The 18,042-nt window shown below is 48.8% G+C and carries 11 protein-coding genes; 8 read left to right on the top strand and 3 right to left on the bottom strand.

The annotated features are described in order from the left end of the window. The 8 genes from MHH78_RS24135 to MHH78_RS24100 all read left to right on the top strand — a co-directional run bounded on the left by MHH78_RS24135 (position 1) and on the right by MHH78_RS24100 (position 13,837). Positions 1-4,515, top strand: a complete 4,515-nt coding sequence (locus tag MHH78_RS24135; protein ID WP_341169065.1) for an amino acid adenylation domain-containing protein — start codon at positions 1-3, stop codon at positions 4,513-4,515. A gap of 13 nt (positions 4,516-4,528) precedes the next feature. Then, positions 4,529-7,657 (top strand): cyclic peptide export ABC transporter, encoded by a 3,129-nt coding sequence (locus MHH78_RS24130; RefSeq protein WP_341169064.1) that lies wholly within the window; start codon positions 4,529-4,531, stop codon positions 7,655-7,657. A 45-nt stretch (positions 7,658-7,702) separates the two neighbouring features. Continuing rightward, positions 7,703-9,151 carry a pyridoxal phosphate-dependent aminotransferase gene (locus tag MHH78_RS24125; protein WP_341169063.1) on the top strand — a complete coding sequence of 483 codons (1,449 nt, stop codon included), beginning with the start codon at positions 7,703-7,705 and terminating at the stop codon, positions 9,149-9,151. Positions 9,152-9,157: 6 nt separating this feature from the next. Then, positions 9,158-10,174: a hypothetical protein gene (locus MHH78_RS24120; RefSeq protein WP_341169062.1), complete on the top strand. Its 1,017-nt coding sequence runs from the start codon at positions 9,158-9,160 to the stop codon at positions 10,172-10,174. A 727-nt stretch (positions 10,175-10,901) separates the two neighbouring features. Then, positions 10,902-11,150, top strand: coding sequence for a reverse transcriptase domain-containing protein (locus tag MHH78_RS24115; RefSeq protein ID WP_341169061.1), 249 nt, complete (start codon positions 10,902-10,904; stop codon positions 11,148-11,150). Continuing rightward, complete coding sequence (locus MHH78_RS24110) at positions 11,141-11,773, top strand: hypothetical protein (protein WP_341169060.1); 633 nt, start codon at positions 11,141-11,143, stop codon at positions 11,771-11,773. The genes MHH78_RS24115 and MHH78_RS24110 overlap by 10 nt, the downstream gene beginning before the upstream one ends. A 243-nt stretch (positions 11,774-12,016) precedes the next feature. Beyond that, positions 12,017-12,907, top strand: a complete 891-nt coding sequence (locus MHH78_RS24105; protein WP_341169059.1) for a GNAT family N-acetyltransferase — start codon at positions 12,017-12,019, stop codon at positions 12,905-12,907. 153 nt (positions 12,908-13,060) lie between these two features. Continuing rightward, complete coding sequence (locus MHH78_RS24100; protein WP_341169058.1) at positions 13,061-13,837, top strand: alpha/beta hydrolase; 777 nt, start codon at positions 13,061-13,063, stop codon at positions 13,835-13,837. A 113-nt stretch (positions 13,838-13,950) separates the two neighbouring features. Here the strand turns inward: MHH78_RS24100 and MHH78_RS24095 are convergent, their stop codons facing one another. The 3 genes from MHH78_RS24095 to MHH78_RS24085 are packed head-to-tail and all read right to left on the bottom strand — an operon-like array spanning position 13,951 to position 17,669. Then, positions 13,951-15,747, bottom strand: a complete 1,797-nt coding sequence (locus MHH78_RS24095) for a hypothetical protein (protein WP_341169057.1) — start codon at positions 15,745-15,747, stop codon at positions 13,951-13,953. 45 nt (positions 15,748-15,792) lie between these two features. Then, complete coding sequence (locus MHH78_RS24090) at positions 15,793-16,758, bottom strand: carbohydrate ABC transporter permease (protein ID WP_341169056.1); 966 nt, start codon at positions 16,756-16,758, stop codon at positions 15,793-15,795. After that, the gene (locus MHH78_RS24085; RefSeq protein ID WP_036724924.1) at positions 16,755-17,669 is read right to left on the bottom strand and encodes an ABC transporter permease subunit; all 915 of its coding nucleotides are present in this window, start codon (positions 17,667-17,669) and stop codon (positions 16,755-16,757) included. Before MHH78_RS24085 ends, MHH78_RS24090 begins: the two co-directional genes overlap by 4 nt. Positions 17,670-18,042: the final 373 nt, after the last annotated feature.

Raw genomic sequence — 18,042 nt, 5'->3', positions numbered from 1 at the left:
TTGGATGAAGATCAACCCTCGAAATGGCCGTTAACCCATGCCCAGAAACGAATCTGGTACCTGGAGCAAATGCATTCAGGGACCCCGCTGTTTTCGATCGGAGGAACCATCAGGGTCCGGGGTGCTGTGGATTTCAACCTGCTGGAAGCTGCGATACACCGGTTTATCTCCATGAATGACGGAATCCGGCTGCGGATTACTGTTCATGGTACCGAGCCGGCCCAGTATATATCGGATGCCCCGGCCACTCTGCTGGACCGGATGGACTTCTCATCTGAGGAACATCCCGAATATGCCTTCAGGCGGTGGGTGGAGGCAGAGGCGCGTAAGCCGTTTCAATTGACTGGCGAACCTCTATTTTATTTTGCACTATTCTCTCTTGGCGATCAGGACTGCGGATATTTTGTGAAATTACATCATATTATCGCTGACGGCTGGTCTACCCATATTATGACTGAACAGATAACAGACAGTTATGAGCAAATGTTGAAAGGGACTGTGGAGCGGGAAAAGGGGAGTAAGGCGCCATCCTATCTTGAGTATATCGCTTCAGAGGAGCGTTACCTGGTCTCCGCCCGGGCAGAGAAGAACAAGAGGTTTTGGATGGAAAAGTTTCGCGAGCTGCCCGAATACTGTCTAAAAGCCGGGTCAAACCAGTTTGAGGGACGCCGTCTGTCCTTTCTGCTGGACAAGGAGCTGTCCGGAGAAATTAAGGCATTTGTTCAGGCGTGCAATTGCTCCATCAACACGTTTTTTGTTACCGTTTTCCTCCTTTGGCTGAAGCGCAGCGAGCATATGGTTGACCTTGTTCTCGGAACACCTACCTATAACAGGTCGAGCCGGGAGCAACGCCAAACCTTCGGAATGTTCACCAGCCCGATGGTGCTCAGAATACGTATTGATGAAGAAGATAATACAGCCGGGCTGCTGCAAAGAGTGGACCGTGAATTACAGGCCTGCTATTACAACCAACGGTATCCCTACAATCTTCTTGCTCAGGAACTGGAACTGCGGAAAAAAGGATATGCTGATCTATTTAACATCTGTGTGAACTATTACAACACCCGGTTGCCTTCCAGGCTGAATGGCGCAGCGGTTGAGAATACCGAGTTCTACAACGGCTATCAGGCATATGCGCTGCAGCTGGTTATTAAGGAATGGACAGAGGAACAGCGGATCGGTCTGGATTTCGATTACAGGATAGCAGATTACTCCGAAGAACAGGTGCAACGAATGTATAGACAGCTTACAGGACTGATCCGACAAGCTGTTAGATCCCCGCAGTCCAGGCTGGCCGGATTGAAAATGCTGAGCGAGGCTGAATATCACCACCAGATTATTGAATTCAATAATACGCGGATGTCCTATCCTGCTGACCGGACAATTATCGAGTTGTTCCGCGAACAGGCCAAACGAACGCCAGAACAGCCAGCGCTGCTTCATGGGCAGGACACCATGACATACCGGGAACTGGACCGAAGATCTGATCACTTGGCTATGCGTCTTAGCAATCACGGATTGGGTGTGCGGAAGCTTGCAGCCATTATAGCCGAACCTTCTCCTGAAAGTGTCATCGCTCTATTAGGAGTACTCAAAGCTGGAGCAACCTATCTGCCTATAGACCCGGACTATCCGGCAGAACGGATTTCCTATCTGCTTCATGATGCTGAACCGGATCTGTTGATCGTCAATACGGTAATAGATCCTGAAATTATGTGGCAGGGACCTGTTGTCAGCCAGCAGCAGGAAGAACCGGGGCTGCATTCGTTGTATGTGCCCGCCCCATCTCCGGAGCCCAATGATCTTGCTTATATCATTTATACTTCCGGAACGACCGGCACACCCAAAGGAACAATGATCACTCATAAAGGTCTGGTCAATTACTGCTGCTGGGCCAGAAGCATTTACACACAAGGCGAAACAGAAACATTCGCCCTATATTCATCGCTTGCTTTTGATTTAACGGTAACCGCTATATTCGTGCCGCTGATCTCAGGCGGGCAAATTGTAATTTATCCCAAGAATCCAAATCGCAGTGTGCTTCACGATATTGTGAACGACAATTTGACCACCGTGCTAAAGCTAACACCCGCGCATCTGGCATTGCTGCAGGATGGGGAATACCGGGATTCAAGTATTAAGCGGATGATCGTCGGAGGCGAAGAACTCAAAGGGGCCTTAGCATCCCGCATTGTGGCCGAATTCGGCGGTGAAATTGAGATTTACAATGAATATGGACCTACGGAAACTGTCGTCGGCTGCATGTTCTATCGCTATAATCCGGCTAGAGATACAGCCAAAACAGTGCCTATCGGCGGGCCGATCGCCAATACATCCATTTACATCCTGGATGAGCTGATGCGCCCGGTACCTGTTGGCGCTACAGGAGAATTGTACATAGGCGGTGACGGTGTAGGGCGGGGGTATCACAGAAGGGGACAGCTGACTGCAGAACGGTTTCCGCTCAACCCGTTCACTGAAGGCGAAAGACTGTACAGAACCGGGGACAAGGCCAGATTCATCACAGATTCATGCATTGAATACATTGGAAGAACTGACAGGCAGATCAATCTCAAGGGCTACCGGATTGAACTCAACGAGATTGAGCAGGTGCTGGCTGATCATCCGGCTGTGAAGATGGCGGCAGTTACGGTATATGAGGATAGCTTCTCCGTGAAGCATCTATGTGCATATCTGGTTATGAACCAGAGGGGAAGTCTGGGCGAGGTAAGGAGTTATCTTGCCTCCAGGCTGCCACATTATATGGTCCCGCCCATTTATGAAATGCTGGATCACCTGCCTCTGACGATCAACGGGAAGATTGATACTGCAGCATTACCCGCCCCGGCGGCTGAAGAAGGCGGGGTTACAGAATGGCAGCTGCATGACACGATGCTGGGAACTGTTCACGAGATAATTAGTCAAGTGCTTGGATTAAAGGCAGAAGAGCTTCGTCCGGAGCACAATTTCTTTTTTATGGGCGGCGATTCCATCAAGGCAATACTGATTTCTTCCAAGCTGCATGATTGCGGGCTTGAGCTGCAGGTAATGGATATTTTAAAGTATCCTGTACTCGGGGAAATGTACACCCGCATCACCCGGACGCAAATCCGCGGGGTCAGCCGGCCTTTTCCGGCAGAAGGCAGCTTGCCTCTCACACCTGTTATGAGGAAGTTGTTAAGCGGGAGATATGAACAGAGTAATTATTATAACCAGTCTATCTTGCTGGATATTAATGAGGAATTACCGGTATCCCGGATTGTGGCAGGGCTTGAGGGGCTGGTCCGGCATCATGATTCGCTACGTCTTAACTATGATGATGTGGCAGATATGCTGTTTTATAATCCGGAGCATCTTATGGCGGACATCAAGGTGGAGACTTATGACTTGCGTTCGCTTCCTGTAGATGAACAGGGAAGACAGCGCAACCTTCTGGCACAGCGGCTTAAATCCGGTTTTGATATCGGAAGCGATTTGTTGCTGAGTGCGTGCATCTTCGAGCTTGGCGGGCGTGGCAGGCAATTGCTGATCACAGCGCATCATCTCGTGGTTGACGGGGTGTCGTGGCGTCTGCTGCTGGATGATTTGCGCTTGCTGCTCGATTTTCAGCGGGCAAACAATACACAGAACCTCCCGGGAACAACGACTTCTTTTAAAGAATGGACCGAATTTATGCACGATGAAGCTGTAAGGTTGAAGGCACAGAAGGAAGCGGTTTATTGGAATAAGATATTGGAGCCGGATTATGCCTGGCCCTTGAAGCAGCGGGGAGAAGAGCAGACTGCGGCAGTCTGTATGGAGACGATAGAAGCAGCGTTGTCCGAGGAGGAGACCTGCTTGTTGATGACCCGGGCGAATGAGGCTTATCGCACTGAAACCCAGGAACTGGTGTTGACTTCGTTTTTGAAAGGCTTATGCGAGAGCTCCGGCCAGGAGCATCTGTTGGTGGAGCTGGAATCTCATGGGCGGGAAGGCGGGGCAGAGGCTCCTAATGTCTCACGTACAGTAGGTTGGTTCACCTGCCATTATCCGGCCCGATTTATGCTTGACCGCAATGCAGCGATTGAGGAGACTGTCATTTCGGTAAAAGAACAGTTTCGGACAATACCGAGAGGAGGTATCGGTTACGGCCTCTGCTGCGGGCAATCAGACAGTATCGTGCCGCAGAAACGTCTGATCCGTTTTAATTACATGGGCGGATTTGATATGGCTCCGAATCCCTGGTTCACCTTATCAGCAGACACTGCAGGAGAAGAATCAGACGAAGAGCTTGCGCTTCAAGGCTGCTTGTGGGATGCAAATATCTGGGTGGCTGGCGGAAGATTGAGAATTCGGGTCTCCTACAATGAACTGGAGGTTGAGGGCAGCACTCTGTCGGCTTTCATGCAGAGCTTTGTGGCGTCTCTGACAGGCATAATCCGGCATTGCGCCGAACAGAAAGCCGCGAAGTTCTCGCCGGCTGACTTCGATACTATCAGTTTGAGTGCAGATGAGCTGAATTCCCTTTTTATCTAAGGAGCTGACAGACTTGAAATTTGTATACAGGATCTTACTTCTGCTGCTGATCCCGCTGATGTTTGGTTATCCGGGATATTCAAGTGCGGAGGAAGCACTGGACAGGATAAGCGGGGAGAAGATGCAGGCCATTGAACAGCGGATTGTGAAGCAGATGAAGGCGGGGAAAATTCCCGGTCTATCTGTCGTCCTGGTGGAAGGAGATCGTACCGTTTATCAAAAAAGCTTTGGTGTTGCCAGCAAAGAGACGGGCTTGCCGGTCACCAGTCAAACCTTGTTTGAGCTTGGGTCTACCAGTAAGGCCTTTACAGGTTTAGGTGTTCTTTATCTGGAAGAGGAGGGCCTGCTGAGCCTGACTGATCCGGTGGACAAGTATATCCCTTGGTTCCACATGAACTATAAGAAACTGCCGGTCCAAATAACCATTGCTCAGCTTCTTCACCAGACATCAGGAATTCCGTACCGTACCATTGGCGATATCGAGGCCTATTCAGGCCCGGATGCGCTTGAACGAACCGTACGCCGGTTGTCGGGTGGAGAGCTGGATTACAAACCTGGAGAGCGCTTCCAGTATGCCACGGTGAACTATGATGTACTGGGGTATGTCATTGAACAAGTCAGCGGACAATCATATGAAGACTTTATAACAGCCCGGATTTTATTTCCTTTGGGTCTGAAGTCTACCTATAGTTCCCGGGATGAGGCCTACGCTCTGCCTGCGATGTCGGAGGGGCATAAGCTCTCTTTCCTGTCACAGCGTACTTATGATGCTCCGGCATATCAAGGCAATACACCGGCCGGGTATATCGTGATGAACGCTGAGGATATGGCAAATTGGCTGAAAATTCAAAGCGGAGCTGTCAAGCTGGAATCACCGTACCGGAAGCTCATAGAAAAGTCGCATGAAGCAGATCGCACCGTTGCCCCCGGCGGAGACGGTTCCTCATATGCTGCCGGATGGCAGGTCTTTCAGAAAGGCAGCGGTCAACTGTCTCATGCCGGTTCCAATCCCAACTTCTCTTCCAATATTGTAATCAAGCCCGGAGAACATCTGGGCCTGGCGGTTCTAGCCAACAGTAATTCGGATTATACCGGGGCTATAGTTAATGACATCATGTCGATACTGGAAGACAAGAATCTGAAGGACTCTTCCGGAGACATGATGCTGTCGCTGGACCGGATTTCCTCGGCACTAATTGTCCTTTCAGGAATTCTGTCTGTGCTGTCCCTGGGGTATCTGATTATGTTCGTGTACGAGTGTATACAACATAAGAGAAAGGCTGCCGACTGGAGCAATGGCAACTTGGCACGGCTAGGGGTCACACTTGTTTTTTTGGGTGGGCTTGGCTATTGTCTGTATCTGCTGCCCGACGTACTCTTTGATCGTGTGCCATGGAGCTTTGTACATGTTTGGGCGCCGTATAGTCTTGTACCAGCCATGGTTACGCTGTTTGGAGCATTGGCACTCTTTCTGCTATATTTTCAGCTAATCCGCTGGTTTCCTAGAGAGAATGACAAACTGATGTTTCCGCTCATTGTACTCAGTTTCGTAAGCGGCTTTGGTAATGCTTTTGTCATCTTCACCATCAATGCTGCACTTGACCGTAAGGACGCCTTGTTCAGCGGTCTAATTGTCTATTTCCTGCTCGGCCTTGCGCTTTATGTGCTTGGGCAAAAGCTGATTCAGACGGAGATGGTTAAGCTGACCGGCGGTTTAGTCTATGCCAAGCGGACTGAGTTGATTCAGAAGGTGCTGAATGCGCCTTACGCCAAATTTGAACAGATGGAGGAAGGGAATATTCATGTCGGGCTAAATAATGACTCGGAAACGATCGGCCGGCTTCCCGGAGTCATCATCAGCGCGTTTACCGGAACAGCGACGCTTTTATGCTGCCTTGTTTACCTCGGAACCATCAACTTTTATGGATTGCTGGTTTCCATAGCCATTATTGTGCTGGCAGCAGGACTATATGTGGCCGTAGGCAAATCGGCAAACAGGATCTGGGAGCGGACGCGTGATATTCAGAATACGTTCTTCTCGATGATCGATCATTTAATTCTGGGCTTTAAGGAACTTAGCATGAAGAAGCAGCGGAGAGCAGATTTTCAGCGGGATATGGATGAATGTTGCGATGAATACCGGTCCAAAAGCATTCTGGCATCCATCAAGTTTACAAACGCCTTTGTAGTCGGAGAGCTGCTATTCACTTTCGTCATCGGTACTGTGGCATTTGTATTTCCGGTTATCTTCAACAATGTTGAGGTCGGAGAGCTGCGCGCTTATATCTTTGTCTTTTTGTACATGACCAATCCACTCCATTCCGTGCTGGATAATATACCAGAGCTGTTCCGTATTCGGGTCAGCTGGAGACGGATTCAGTCTTTAATTGAAGAGATACCGTCAGGAGAAACTGCTGCGATACCCGTAGACGAAGAACCGCCTCATGCCGGGCATAATTCGCATGGGGAGTTTGAAATCAGCCTGGAGGAAGTGACCTACGCCTATGAGGGGAACAACGGAATGCGTGTCTTCCGCGTGGGGCCGCTGTCCTTATCGTTCCGTTCGGGGGAGATCACGTTTATCACTGGCGGGAACGGCAGCGGGAAGACGACATTGGCTAAGCTGCTTACAGGCTTATATGAGCCACTTGGAGGGAACATCACTTTGAATGGAAGAAAGGTATCCCCTTCGGAGTTAAAGGAGCTTTATTCAACTGTTTTTAGTGATTTTCATCTGTTCAGGACAATGTACGGCATTAATTACGACCATTGCGAAGAAGATATTCAGAAATATCTGCAGCAGTTAAGACTTTCCGAGAAAATCCGGGTGGACCAAGGGAAATTCGACCATCTCAATTTATCAACGGGTCAGAAGAAGCGTGTGGCACTAATGATCAGCTATCTTGAAGACAAAGATATCTTTTTGTTCGATGAATGGGCTGCTGACCAGGACCCTGAATTCAAACAATACTTTTACCGGACCTTGCTTCCTGAGTTACGGGCCAGGAATAAATGTGTTATCGCCATTACTCATGACGATCATTATTATGATGCAGCTGACAAAGTTTATAAGCTCACCATGGGAAAGGTAGACACCCATCCCTATAGTATTAACAGGGAGGTGGTCATTGTTGGGAACTAATATGGGGGTTATGGGAAATGCGATTTGGCGGCAGGGGGAGGACCATTGAATAATATATTGGATCAGGTAAGAAGGAAAAGAGATAGAAAAGCCAATGTCAACCAGTCCATTGGCGGCTTATTGTCAGCGAATTCCTTGCAGATGAATCTCTCTGCGGGGATCAATCAATTTCCTCCACCGGAGCTTTACCGGGAATATTTGCTTAAAGATTCCCTATCAGGTGACTTTGTCAAGAAATATTCAGAAATCGAAGGCAATGCGGATATCCGGGAAGCGATTTTATTCTACGAGCGTTACTTGACTTCAGGAGATGTAGAGCGGCAGCCTGAGTTTCCGCAACATGTATGTATAACCGTCGGGGCTACTCAGGCTATCGCTTTATTTATGGAGTATTACTCCTGTCAACATCCCGGGTCTACCGTGATGCTGCTGGGTTTAAGTTATTATTTGTTTTATGAATGCTGTGAGCGCCAGCAGCTTCAGGCTGTAACTATCATGTCTCAAGAGGCGGGCCGCATTGCGCCTGTTCTCGCAGAAATCGAAGCAGCACTGGATACATACAATCCAGAGCTGCTGATACTGACACTCCCGTTCAATCCTTCCGGTGAGATTTACAGTGAAACGGAACTGGAGGAGATCATCGGGCTGTTACAGCGTAAAGGGATCACACTGCTGATTGACAAGTGCCAATTGAATGAGTTAGCTGATCAATTTGAGTTCATTAATATTAATAGAGTCATTGAACGCACCAACTATAGCGAACATACTTATGTGATCAATAGCTTGTCCAAAACAAGAAGTATCCCGGGAGCACGGATAGGATATATTCTTTGCAATGAGGAATTCAGGGAATGTGTGTCCTATTGGAATGAGCTGTTTTTATTTTCCCCACCAACCTTCTATGTCACGCCGTTCATTATAGATATGGTGTACCGTGTGCTTTTTCTGCACTGGAAAAAAACCGGATGCGAAAACGAAATACAGCAAATTCTAAGGAAATTCAGAGAACAGCTGCTGTACTGCGGAGGAAGAGAGATGTATATACGCCACCTAAAACCTATTCTGAAAAACAGGGACGTTATACAGGATGTTATGCGGTTTGCTCAAGAAATCAGGGAGAACCATGATCAGGTTCAGCTCAATTCTATTTATTTCTCGGAAGCAATGGGAGTCAGGCTGGAGAGCCGGACGGAGCTGGGAGGCGGGTTTAACTTTTGCGTAAGAATCCGCGGGTGGGCCGCGAAGGATCAACTGGACATCTGCCACGACCTTTTGCACAAGACCAGGATTATTTTAATGCCGGAATCTTGTTTTAACAATAACATCGTGTCCGATCTTGAACACCCCTTCTGGTTTCGGATCTCGGCAGCGTTACCTTCGGCGCATTTTGCCCAGTTGACCGACTCTCTTATAGCCTATATTGATGAGAGAATGCCGGACGGCAGTGTGGCTGAAACTGATTCTAACGGCGAACCACTCAACCTAAAGAGGTGATCAATAGTGACCAAAGTTTTACCAGTCCAAAAGCCGCCAGTTTTCGGCTATCACTTCTACTCGTATCCCTTGGCAATTATCCTGAATTATGAGTCGAGCTATCCATGGTTTTACAGCAACTATATACAGTTAGCCTTTAATAGAGATATGAATGCTCCTGTGCCTTTCTGCTTCTATATGTATGACTATGCCATTGTTCCCTGGCTGACTACATACCGTTTGTCCAGGGAAGTATATGCCTTGACTGACAAGCCCATTGTCGATTTTGTTAAGGCGGCCCTGGACAAGGAGTATTATGTCTATCTGAATTTAGATGAATACTTTGTTCCAGAGAGATTTACTTACGGCAAAGAGCATTTTTCGCATGATTCACTGGTATATGGATACGATTCGTCTACCAGATCCTTCCATATCCTTGGTTTTAACGGCAAGGGCATGTATGTTTCATCACAGATAACATTTCAAGCGTTCGAAGCTTCATTCCGTTATCTTGATCAGATGGGTAACGAATGTAATCAGATCGTTCTTTATCAATATAAAGAGGACGGGAAATATGATTTCAATCAAAAACTGGTCTGTGAATCTCTCGAGGATTATTTATATTCCCGCAATACCTCTGAGCGCTTCAGCATGGTGGAAAGTCCATGGGAACGTGCATATGGTATGGAGATTTATGATGTTCTCCTGAAGTATTTCAACAATCTTTCTGAAGGGGAGGCTGCTGCCGATGTGAGGCATGTTCATATTCTGTGGGAGCACAAGCATTGCATGAAGCTCCGTACTGAGTATATGTTTGACAGGGAGATTATCCGAAAGCCGCACCTGGTAGAGCAAGCCGTGTTTCTGGAAGGACAGGCATTGATATTGAAGAACAATTTTCTTAAATATTGCGTTAACTGCAAACCGGAACTGCTGGCTTCGATTATTCAGCTGACTGAGGATATAAGAGAATTGGAGAAGGTGTTCCTCCCAGACTTGATCATGGATATGAAGCTTACGGAAAGTATCGGGCCTGTCATTTGACAGTCCCTTTTTTAATGGGCGTGCCCAGAGGCACGCATTATCTAGTTGGTGAAAGTCCAACCAAAGGAGGGACCAAGCCACCTTTGTAGCTAGGATGCTTGCACATGGCGAAATCTGTGTGTAAAAGCGCATCGAGAAAAGTACCGGTCAGAGATCGGGCGAGCAACAATCCAGGCCGCAACATCAAGTGAATCCTGCCGCGTCGTCAAAAAGGCCCTGCGAAGGGGAACAGAGGGAGCCGAGTCCCGCCATAATGGACGAAGGCCAAGGAAACTGCACAGAACTTGGAGCAGCAGTGAAGAATCCTCCGGCGTATAGGGAACGGCATGAAAGATAGTGCAGTGAACTGGGGAGACCCTCCCCCACACGGGAGTTTTTTTTCTACGGTTGACTAATTCACTAACAAAGTATTTGTACGTGGTGCCCACGGCGAATCGTAGCAGGTAAAGAGTCCTTTCCAAAAGCCACTGGTATAGCTTTGGAAGTTGGATACGAATACGACATCTTCTTTTCGGGTATACGTTTTTTGCATCCAGGACAACAAACATTGCATCCTAAAACGTACCGTTTCACTACGTTGGTCCTCCATGACCGTTGCAGGAGCAAGCAAAAGAAGAACCTTTTTCAGGAGAGCGGCCCCCCTTTTTTAGCTACACTCTTTTCGAGTGAAGCTTTCACGGCCTCAGCTTTCTCATGAATTTAAAATGAGATCATAGCCGGATAAAAGGTGGGTTGGGTATTCGAAGCCGACCTGAAGAATTTCTTTGGCAGCCTGGATCATGAGTGGATGATGAAATTTGTGGAACATCGGATTGGTGATCCGCGAATTCTCCGAATGATCCAGCGCTGGCTCAACGTTGGCGTATTGGAAGATGGGAGCGTCCATCTCAGTGAAGAAGGTACGCCGCAGGGCGGCTCCATTAGTGTGCTCTTAAGTAATGTGTACCTGCATTATGTGCTGGACTTATGGTTTTAGAAGGCCGTAAACCACGGCTTAGAGGCGAAGCCTATCTCATCCGGTGTATCGACGACTTCATCGTTTGTTTTCAATACCGAAGCGATGCCATCCGATTTCAGGAAGGACTGGTAAATCGGCTTCATAAGTTCAAACTGGAGCTGGAATCGAGTAAAACCAGATTAATCGAGTTTGGGAGATTTGCAAGCAAACATAGCCAAAGAAAAGGGATGAATAAGCTGGATACGCTCTATTTTCTAGGGTTTACGCATTATTGTACGCGGAACCGGCAAGGGAATTTCATGGTGGGGAGAAAGACGGAGAAGAAGCGGCTGAAGCGAAGTATGGGAAACGTGCAGGAAACCATGGGAAGAATGCAGCATGAACCGCTGGAGGTACAAGCAAAGAAGATTAACCAAATGTTGCAAGGGCATTATGCCTATTATGGAATGGCAGGCAACCTGAAGTGTCTGAGCAAAGTCTATGCTACCACCGTCACCTATTGGCGGAAAGTACTCAGCAGACGAAGCCGAAAGAGCTATGTTACCTGGGAGGAATACCAGCGATTACGATCATTGTTTCCACTGATGCGACCGAAAATCTTCATCCCGTATCAACGGTTGAAGACATACGCGATGCTGTAAAACCAGTTCTGAAGAGCCCGGTGCGGGAAATTCGCACGCCGGGTTCTGTGGGGGTTCGGGTCACCAGTTGGGTGGCCCTTCTACCCGGAGTCCGAGGGAGTAATACCTCGTCTTACCCTACTGTGTCCTATGCAGAGTGCAAGAGAACAAATTATTATAACAAATCTATACCTATAAAAAGGAAACGCTATCACATATAATAGAAGAGTAGTAAAATTATGAGTGTTGAACGGAGAAGAAGGAATGAATGAAAAGTATATTGGCAACGTGGAAAATTTCAACAATGTCCGTACCTTTTTAAAAAAAATGGTAACCTTGACAGGGCAGCTTCAAACCTGGGAATATGTCAGATTCGAGTTCTGGAACCGGTACGAAGCGCCCAAAAGTGCAGACCCTAATTTCATGGAGCATAATGCACACCTATGGAAGAATGAAGCCGGTGAGATCACAGGCCTGTTCATTTCCGAATCCGGGGGCGGCTTCTTCAGTTTAATCGTTCATCCGGATTACCCGCATCTGGCGGACGAGATGGTCGCATGGACCCGGAATGTATGGGGCAAGGGGAAAAAGAAGCTTAACACGGATTGCTATCCCTATGGTCAGGAGGTTCAGGCATTATTGGATCAAGGTTTTGTGAAAGATTCCCATATTGGGAATACCCGAAGATACGATCTTGCGCATACTGAGTACACTTTTAACCTGGAAGAAGGCTTCTACATCCGGTGCATGGCGGAAGGGGCAGACGAGGAATCGAAGGGCGAGTTGATTGAACAGATCTTCTCTCCGTCTGATTCCGGCCCAGTCAAGGTAGAGTATTGGAGAAAAACTCTGCCGTCCTATCTTGCGGAGCTTGATTTCTCTGTAGTTGATGATAAGGGCCGGCATATTGCCTTCTGTTTCGGGTTCGTGGATCAGGATAACGGGATCGCGGTTATAGAGACGATTGGGACCCACCCGGATTACCGGCAACGCGGCTTCGGCAAGGCGGTTGTTACAGCCTGCTTCTTGCGGCTGAAGGAGCAAGGTGTGACAACGGCATATATTACAGGGTTCTCTGCTGAGGCTAATGCTCTATATCAATCCCTGCAGCCGGTGGAGATTACTCCGATGCATTCGTATGTATACGAAGATTAAATACAAGCGGGACTGTCCAATGTAGAAGACGTCTATCCTTAATATATATTTTTCTGCAACAGGTTCCTCAGCAGGATTCCACACTTAGTTTATTGAATAAACTAAGTGTGGGGATATACATATAATCTAAGAGAGGAATGAGCAGCATTGGACATGAACCATCAGAAGTATACAACACAAGCAGCGGGATATGATCAGGAGAGAGCAGGGATCGAGCGTGGTAAGATCACGATGATCGAATATCCCTCTGCAACAGTTGGCAACACCCGGAAGGCTAGAGTATACACACCGCCTGGCTACTCCAGCGCACAGAAATATAGTGTGCTGTATCTGCTGCACGGTATCGGTGGAGATGAGGACGAATGGTACACTCACGGCACACCGCAGGTTATTCTGGACAACCTGTATGCTGATCAATTGCTGAAGCCAATGATTGTAGTTCTGCCGAACGGGCGGGCGATGCTGAATGACCGGGCGGAGGGCGACATCTTCGCGCCTGACAAGTTGGAAGCCTTTGCAACCTTTGAGTCTGATCTGCTGAACGATCTGATCCCTTATATTGAAGCGAATTATTCCGTTATGACGGACCGGGAGCATCGTGCGCTGGCCGGATTATCCATGGGCGGAGGGCAATCGCTCAACATCGGCTTGAATAACCTGGATCGGTTCGCCTGGGTGGGAGCCTTCTCTGCGGCACCTAACACGAAGGAGCCTGATCTGCTGGTACCTGACCCGCAGAAGGTAGCGGACGCGCTTAACCTGCTCTGGTTATCCTGCGGAGATCTTGACAGCCTTAAGTATGTCAGCGACCGCACCCATGCTTATTTCTCAGCGCATAACGTGCCGCACATCTGGGTAGAAGAGCAGGGCGACCATGACTGGCCGGTCTGGAAGAACGGCTTGTACCAGTTCGCTCAGCTTATTTTTTAAGGGAGCAGGAAGAACAGTTACCGGTAACAAAAAAGGCAGCCCCAAGCCATCTCCATGGCTTCGAGGCTGCCTTTTCTTTTACTTTTACAGCTTACGCAGTAACGCTCATTTGCTTACTTATTAGCAATCGCATCGGCACGCATTTTAACGATTTTGTCTGCTCGTTCTTTGTCTACCGCGAAGACATCATTCCAGCCGAGTCCTTCGACATCGCTCTTCAGCTTGGTCCAGAGCTGGTCGAATTCGGCCTGGTCCTTGGCGAAGATCATTTTCCAGGAGGTGTTCTTGACATAATCCGAAATCTGGCTGCGTTTGTTCTTGACGTCAGAAGAATCGGAGCCAAGACTGGTGTTGATGTTCGGCACGATGTCGATCATGTTGTTCTTCGTATAGTACTCGGTTGGAGTTGTGGCGTCATAGGTTTTCTGCCAATCTGTAGTCAGCGCAGTCTTGTTGGCTTCAATGGTGGATGCCCAGTAGGTGCTATTGTAGAATTCTTTGGTTTCCGGGTCGGTCACGAAATCACTCATAATCATCGAGTTGACCTTGCTCTGGCCGTCCTGGTAACCGCCGCCGCCGTATTCAGCAGGGACCGGGGTGTTTTCCTGGAATGCCGTCTGGCCGACTTCGGTCAGCTTGAATTTGCCGTCCGGTGTCTTCTCATAGTTGAAGCCTTCGAAGCCGTTGGTGTAGTAACGAAGACCTTCCGGTGAAGACATCCAGTCCATCAGTTCCATAATTCTTTCCGGCTCTTTCGCTTTGGAGCCGATGGCGAACACTCTGCCGTTCCCGAAGTAAGCATCACTGTTCTGGATCAGGTGGGTATCTGCAATCGGAACGGCTACGTTGCCGTCGCCCTGGTTGCCGCGTTCAATCGTATTGTAGAACCCTCTCTGCCAGGAGTACCACAGAAGCAGAACTTGCTTGTTGGTCAGCTTCTCAGATACCTTGTTCCAGTCCTGGGAAGGAGAGTCGGGGTCAACGAGACCCATTTTGTTAGCGTCATAATAGAACTGCAGAATCTTCTTGTACATGCTGTTGTCGTCCACGATTGGCACGATGTCACCTTTGGCATTCAATTGAATCGTTGTAGTGCCGTTTGGCTGCTCATAGCCATACCAGTTGCTGAGCCAGCGGACATTCTCCATGCTTCCGCCATCCCAGTCCTTCCAGAGGGTGATCGGAACAATCGGCTTGCCGTCCGGAGTCTTCGGATATTTAGCCTGCATGTCCTTCAGGGCGGTCATCAGGTCGTTCAGATTATTCAGCTTCGGCGCGCCGATTCCCTTGTAATAATCCCAAGGCATAATCGGGCTGGAGTAAGGCAGCTCTTCTGAGAAAGTCGTTGGCGAAGTATCGGCGGTGAAGGCCGGGAGAGCATAGATTTTACCGTCCGGATTCTGCTTCTCGAAGGCCACATTGAACGGCTTAAAGTGATTGTCTACATATTGGGACAGATGCTCCGTGTTCTTAATCATGTCGGTTAGATCCATAATCATGCCTGCCGGAATCAGTTCCTCGAGCTGGCTGTTCTCAATAATCAGGAGGTCGCCGAGGTCGCCGGATGCCGAGCGGGTCTTGTACAGCTGGTCGCCCGCTACCTGCGGAGCCAGAATGTTCAGTGTGATATTGAATTTGTCTTTCAGCAGCTTGCCGTACCATCCCGTCTGCTCGCCTTGATAGTTAGCTGCGTTGTCGAATACCGTAATGGTTAGAGGTTTGCTGTGATCGATGCCTGTGCTTGTGCCCGGATCGGATGACTCAGTAGGTGTTCCGGGTTCGGCCGTCCCCGCAGCAGTTCCTCCATTGTTGGAATTACCGCTGCAACCACTTAACGCCGTTGTTACCAGCAGGATGGTCGTTCCTAGTAACAGCGCGGACTTTCTGCCCAGCTTAATGTGTGTTTTCATGTGTAGCCCCCCGAATGATTAATGTATCATAATGGCGCAGGTCCGTTAGCCTTTCACGGCGCCAATTATAATTCCTTTGACAAAAAATCTCTGGAAGATCGGATATACCAGCAGAATCGGTGCGACAACGATAATGGTTACAGTCATGCGGATGGAGGTAGAGGTCTGCTTGGTGGCCAGAGTAGCCATCGCCGTGGATCCGGCATTCTGCAGGTTGACCATGGTGGACAAGGAGCTCGCCTGATTGATGTAGTTATACAGAATGAACTGCAGGCTGTAGAGCTTGCTGTCCGTCACCAGCAGGAGCGTATCCTGGAAGGAGTTCCACTGGTTGACCGCCGAGAAAATGGCAACGGTTGCAAGAATCGGCTTGCTGATCGGCAGAATGATTTTGTAGAAAATCGTGAAGATTCCTGCACCGTCAATGCTGGCCGCCTGCTGAAGCTCCTTCGGTGTTGCCTCCACGAAGGTTTTGACCAGGATAATGAAGAAAGGAGCAACAACGGACGGAAGAATATAAGCCAGGAAGTTGTCCGTCAGATGCAGCGATCTCATAGTCAGATACCAAGGGATGATCCCGGCGTTGAAGAACATTGTGATGATGGTGAAGCGGTACCAGAATTTCTTGCCCCACATGTCCTCCTGGGCAAACATGAATCCGAGGAAGGCCGAAGCGCCGACTGTTAGCAGTGTACCGATCACAGTTCTGCCGAGGGAGATCATGAACGCATTGCCCAGACCCGGGATTTTGAATACATCGACATAGTTCTGGAAATGAATCCCCTTGGGCCAGAAAATAATTTCGCCCTTGGCGCTTAGGTCGTTCGCGCTGATCGTATTGATAATGATCGAGTAGAACGGATAAACGCAGATGAAGGCGAACAGTGAGAACAGGATATAAATAATAGTAGAGATGATTTTATCGGTAGCGCTGACCTGCATTTTGACCGTTTTTTTGGTGATGTCGATCTCCCGGGTGTTTGGCGTAAGACTGGTCTGGTTGTCACTCATACAATGCCCTCTCCTCTCAGCATTTTGGACAGCCCGTTCACCGAAAAGAGAAGCACCACGCTGATCACACTCTTCAGCATACTGATTGCAACGGAGACGGAATAGCTGCCGCCGCCCATGGCGAGGTTATACACATATAGATCAAGAACCTGAATAGTGTCCTTGTTAAACGCATTCTGGAAGACGAAATATTGCTCCAATCCGTTGTTCAGGAAGCTGGCAATCTGGAGCATCAGCAGGACGAAGTAGGTTGGCATCATGCTTGGCAGTACGACATGGCGGATCACCTGCATCCGGGTAGCCCCGTCCACATAAGCCGCTTCATACAGCGATTCGTCGATGCCCATGATGGCTGCGATGTACAGAATGGCGGACCAGCCGAGTGTCTTCCAGGTAGCCCAGGCCCACATTGTCCACCAGACATGCTCTGAACTCTGCAGGAACATTGTAGGTGAATCGGTCAGCCCGGTCATATGCAGGAAGCCGTTGACCATCCCCTCACTGGAGAACATGGAGAAGGCGAGGGAGTACACAAGCACCCAACTGATAAAGTTCGGCAGCGTGGTGACCGTCTGGATGAATTTGCGGAAACGTACCGCCTTGATCTCGGTCAGGAAGATGGCGAAGATCATCGGGAGCCAGGAGAAGAGGATGCCCAGTCCGCTGATGCCGAAGGTATTCCAGATGACCTGCATTAACTGGTCAATCTTGACCTGATTCTCGACCAGGGAATGGAACCATTTGAAGCCGACGAACTCAGATTGGGATAACGGGATAGGCGGGGTGTAGTCAAAAAATGCATATACCCATCCATAGAGCGGATAGTAGGCAAAGACAGCGAGTAAAAGCATAAAGGGAGAGATGTACAGGAATTTCCGGAACGAATTGCTTCTCATGCTCTGGCTGCGCATTGTTTCACTCCTCATCATATTCTCTTTGTATGATTGCTTCCTGAAGCTAAGCCGGGGCAAGCAATCCCGAGTAACTTGTCTGGCTGTCATCCCCCTTCATAATAAAAGCAGTGAAAAGCAATTTCGGAGCAATTGATAACGCTTTCATGTATGAAACTATAATAAGTTATCGTCTATCTTCCTTACAATGACCGATCCTCACCAATTATTGATCTATTGTCAGGTGAAGGAAACGCGGACGAGAAGGGAAAGTGCATGGGAGGGGGAGCGAGAGAAGCAAGGGACACGGATGAAACGGGAGTTTATAGGAGCGGGAAGAAAGGAATACGGGAGGCTAAACGGAAACCCAGAGAGTGATGAGGGGTATTAGTGC

The sequence above is a fragment of the Paenibacillus sp. FSL H3-0333 genome (assembly GCF_038002805.1).
Taxonomy (GTDB): domain Bacteria; phylum Bacillota; class Bacilli; order Paenibacillales; family Paenibacillaceae; genus Paenibacillus_AQ; species Paenibacillus_AQ silagei.
The sequence above is the reverse complement of the archived record's forward strand: the minus strand, read 5'-3'. Positions and strand labels throughout refer to the sequence as shown.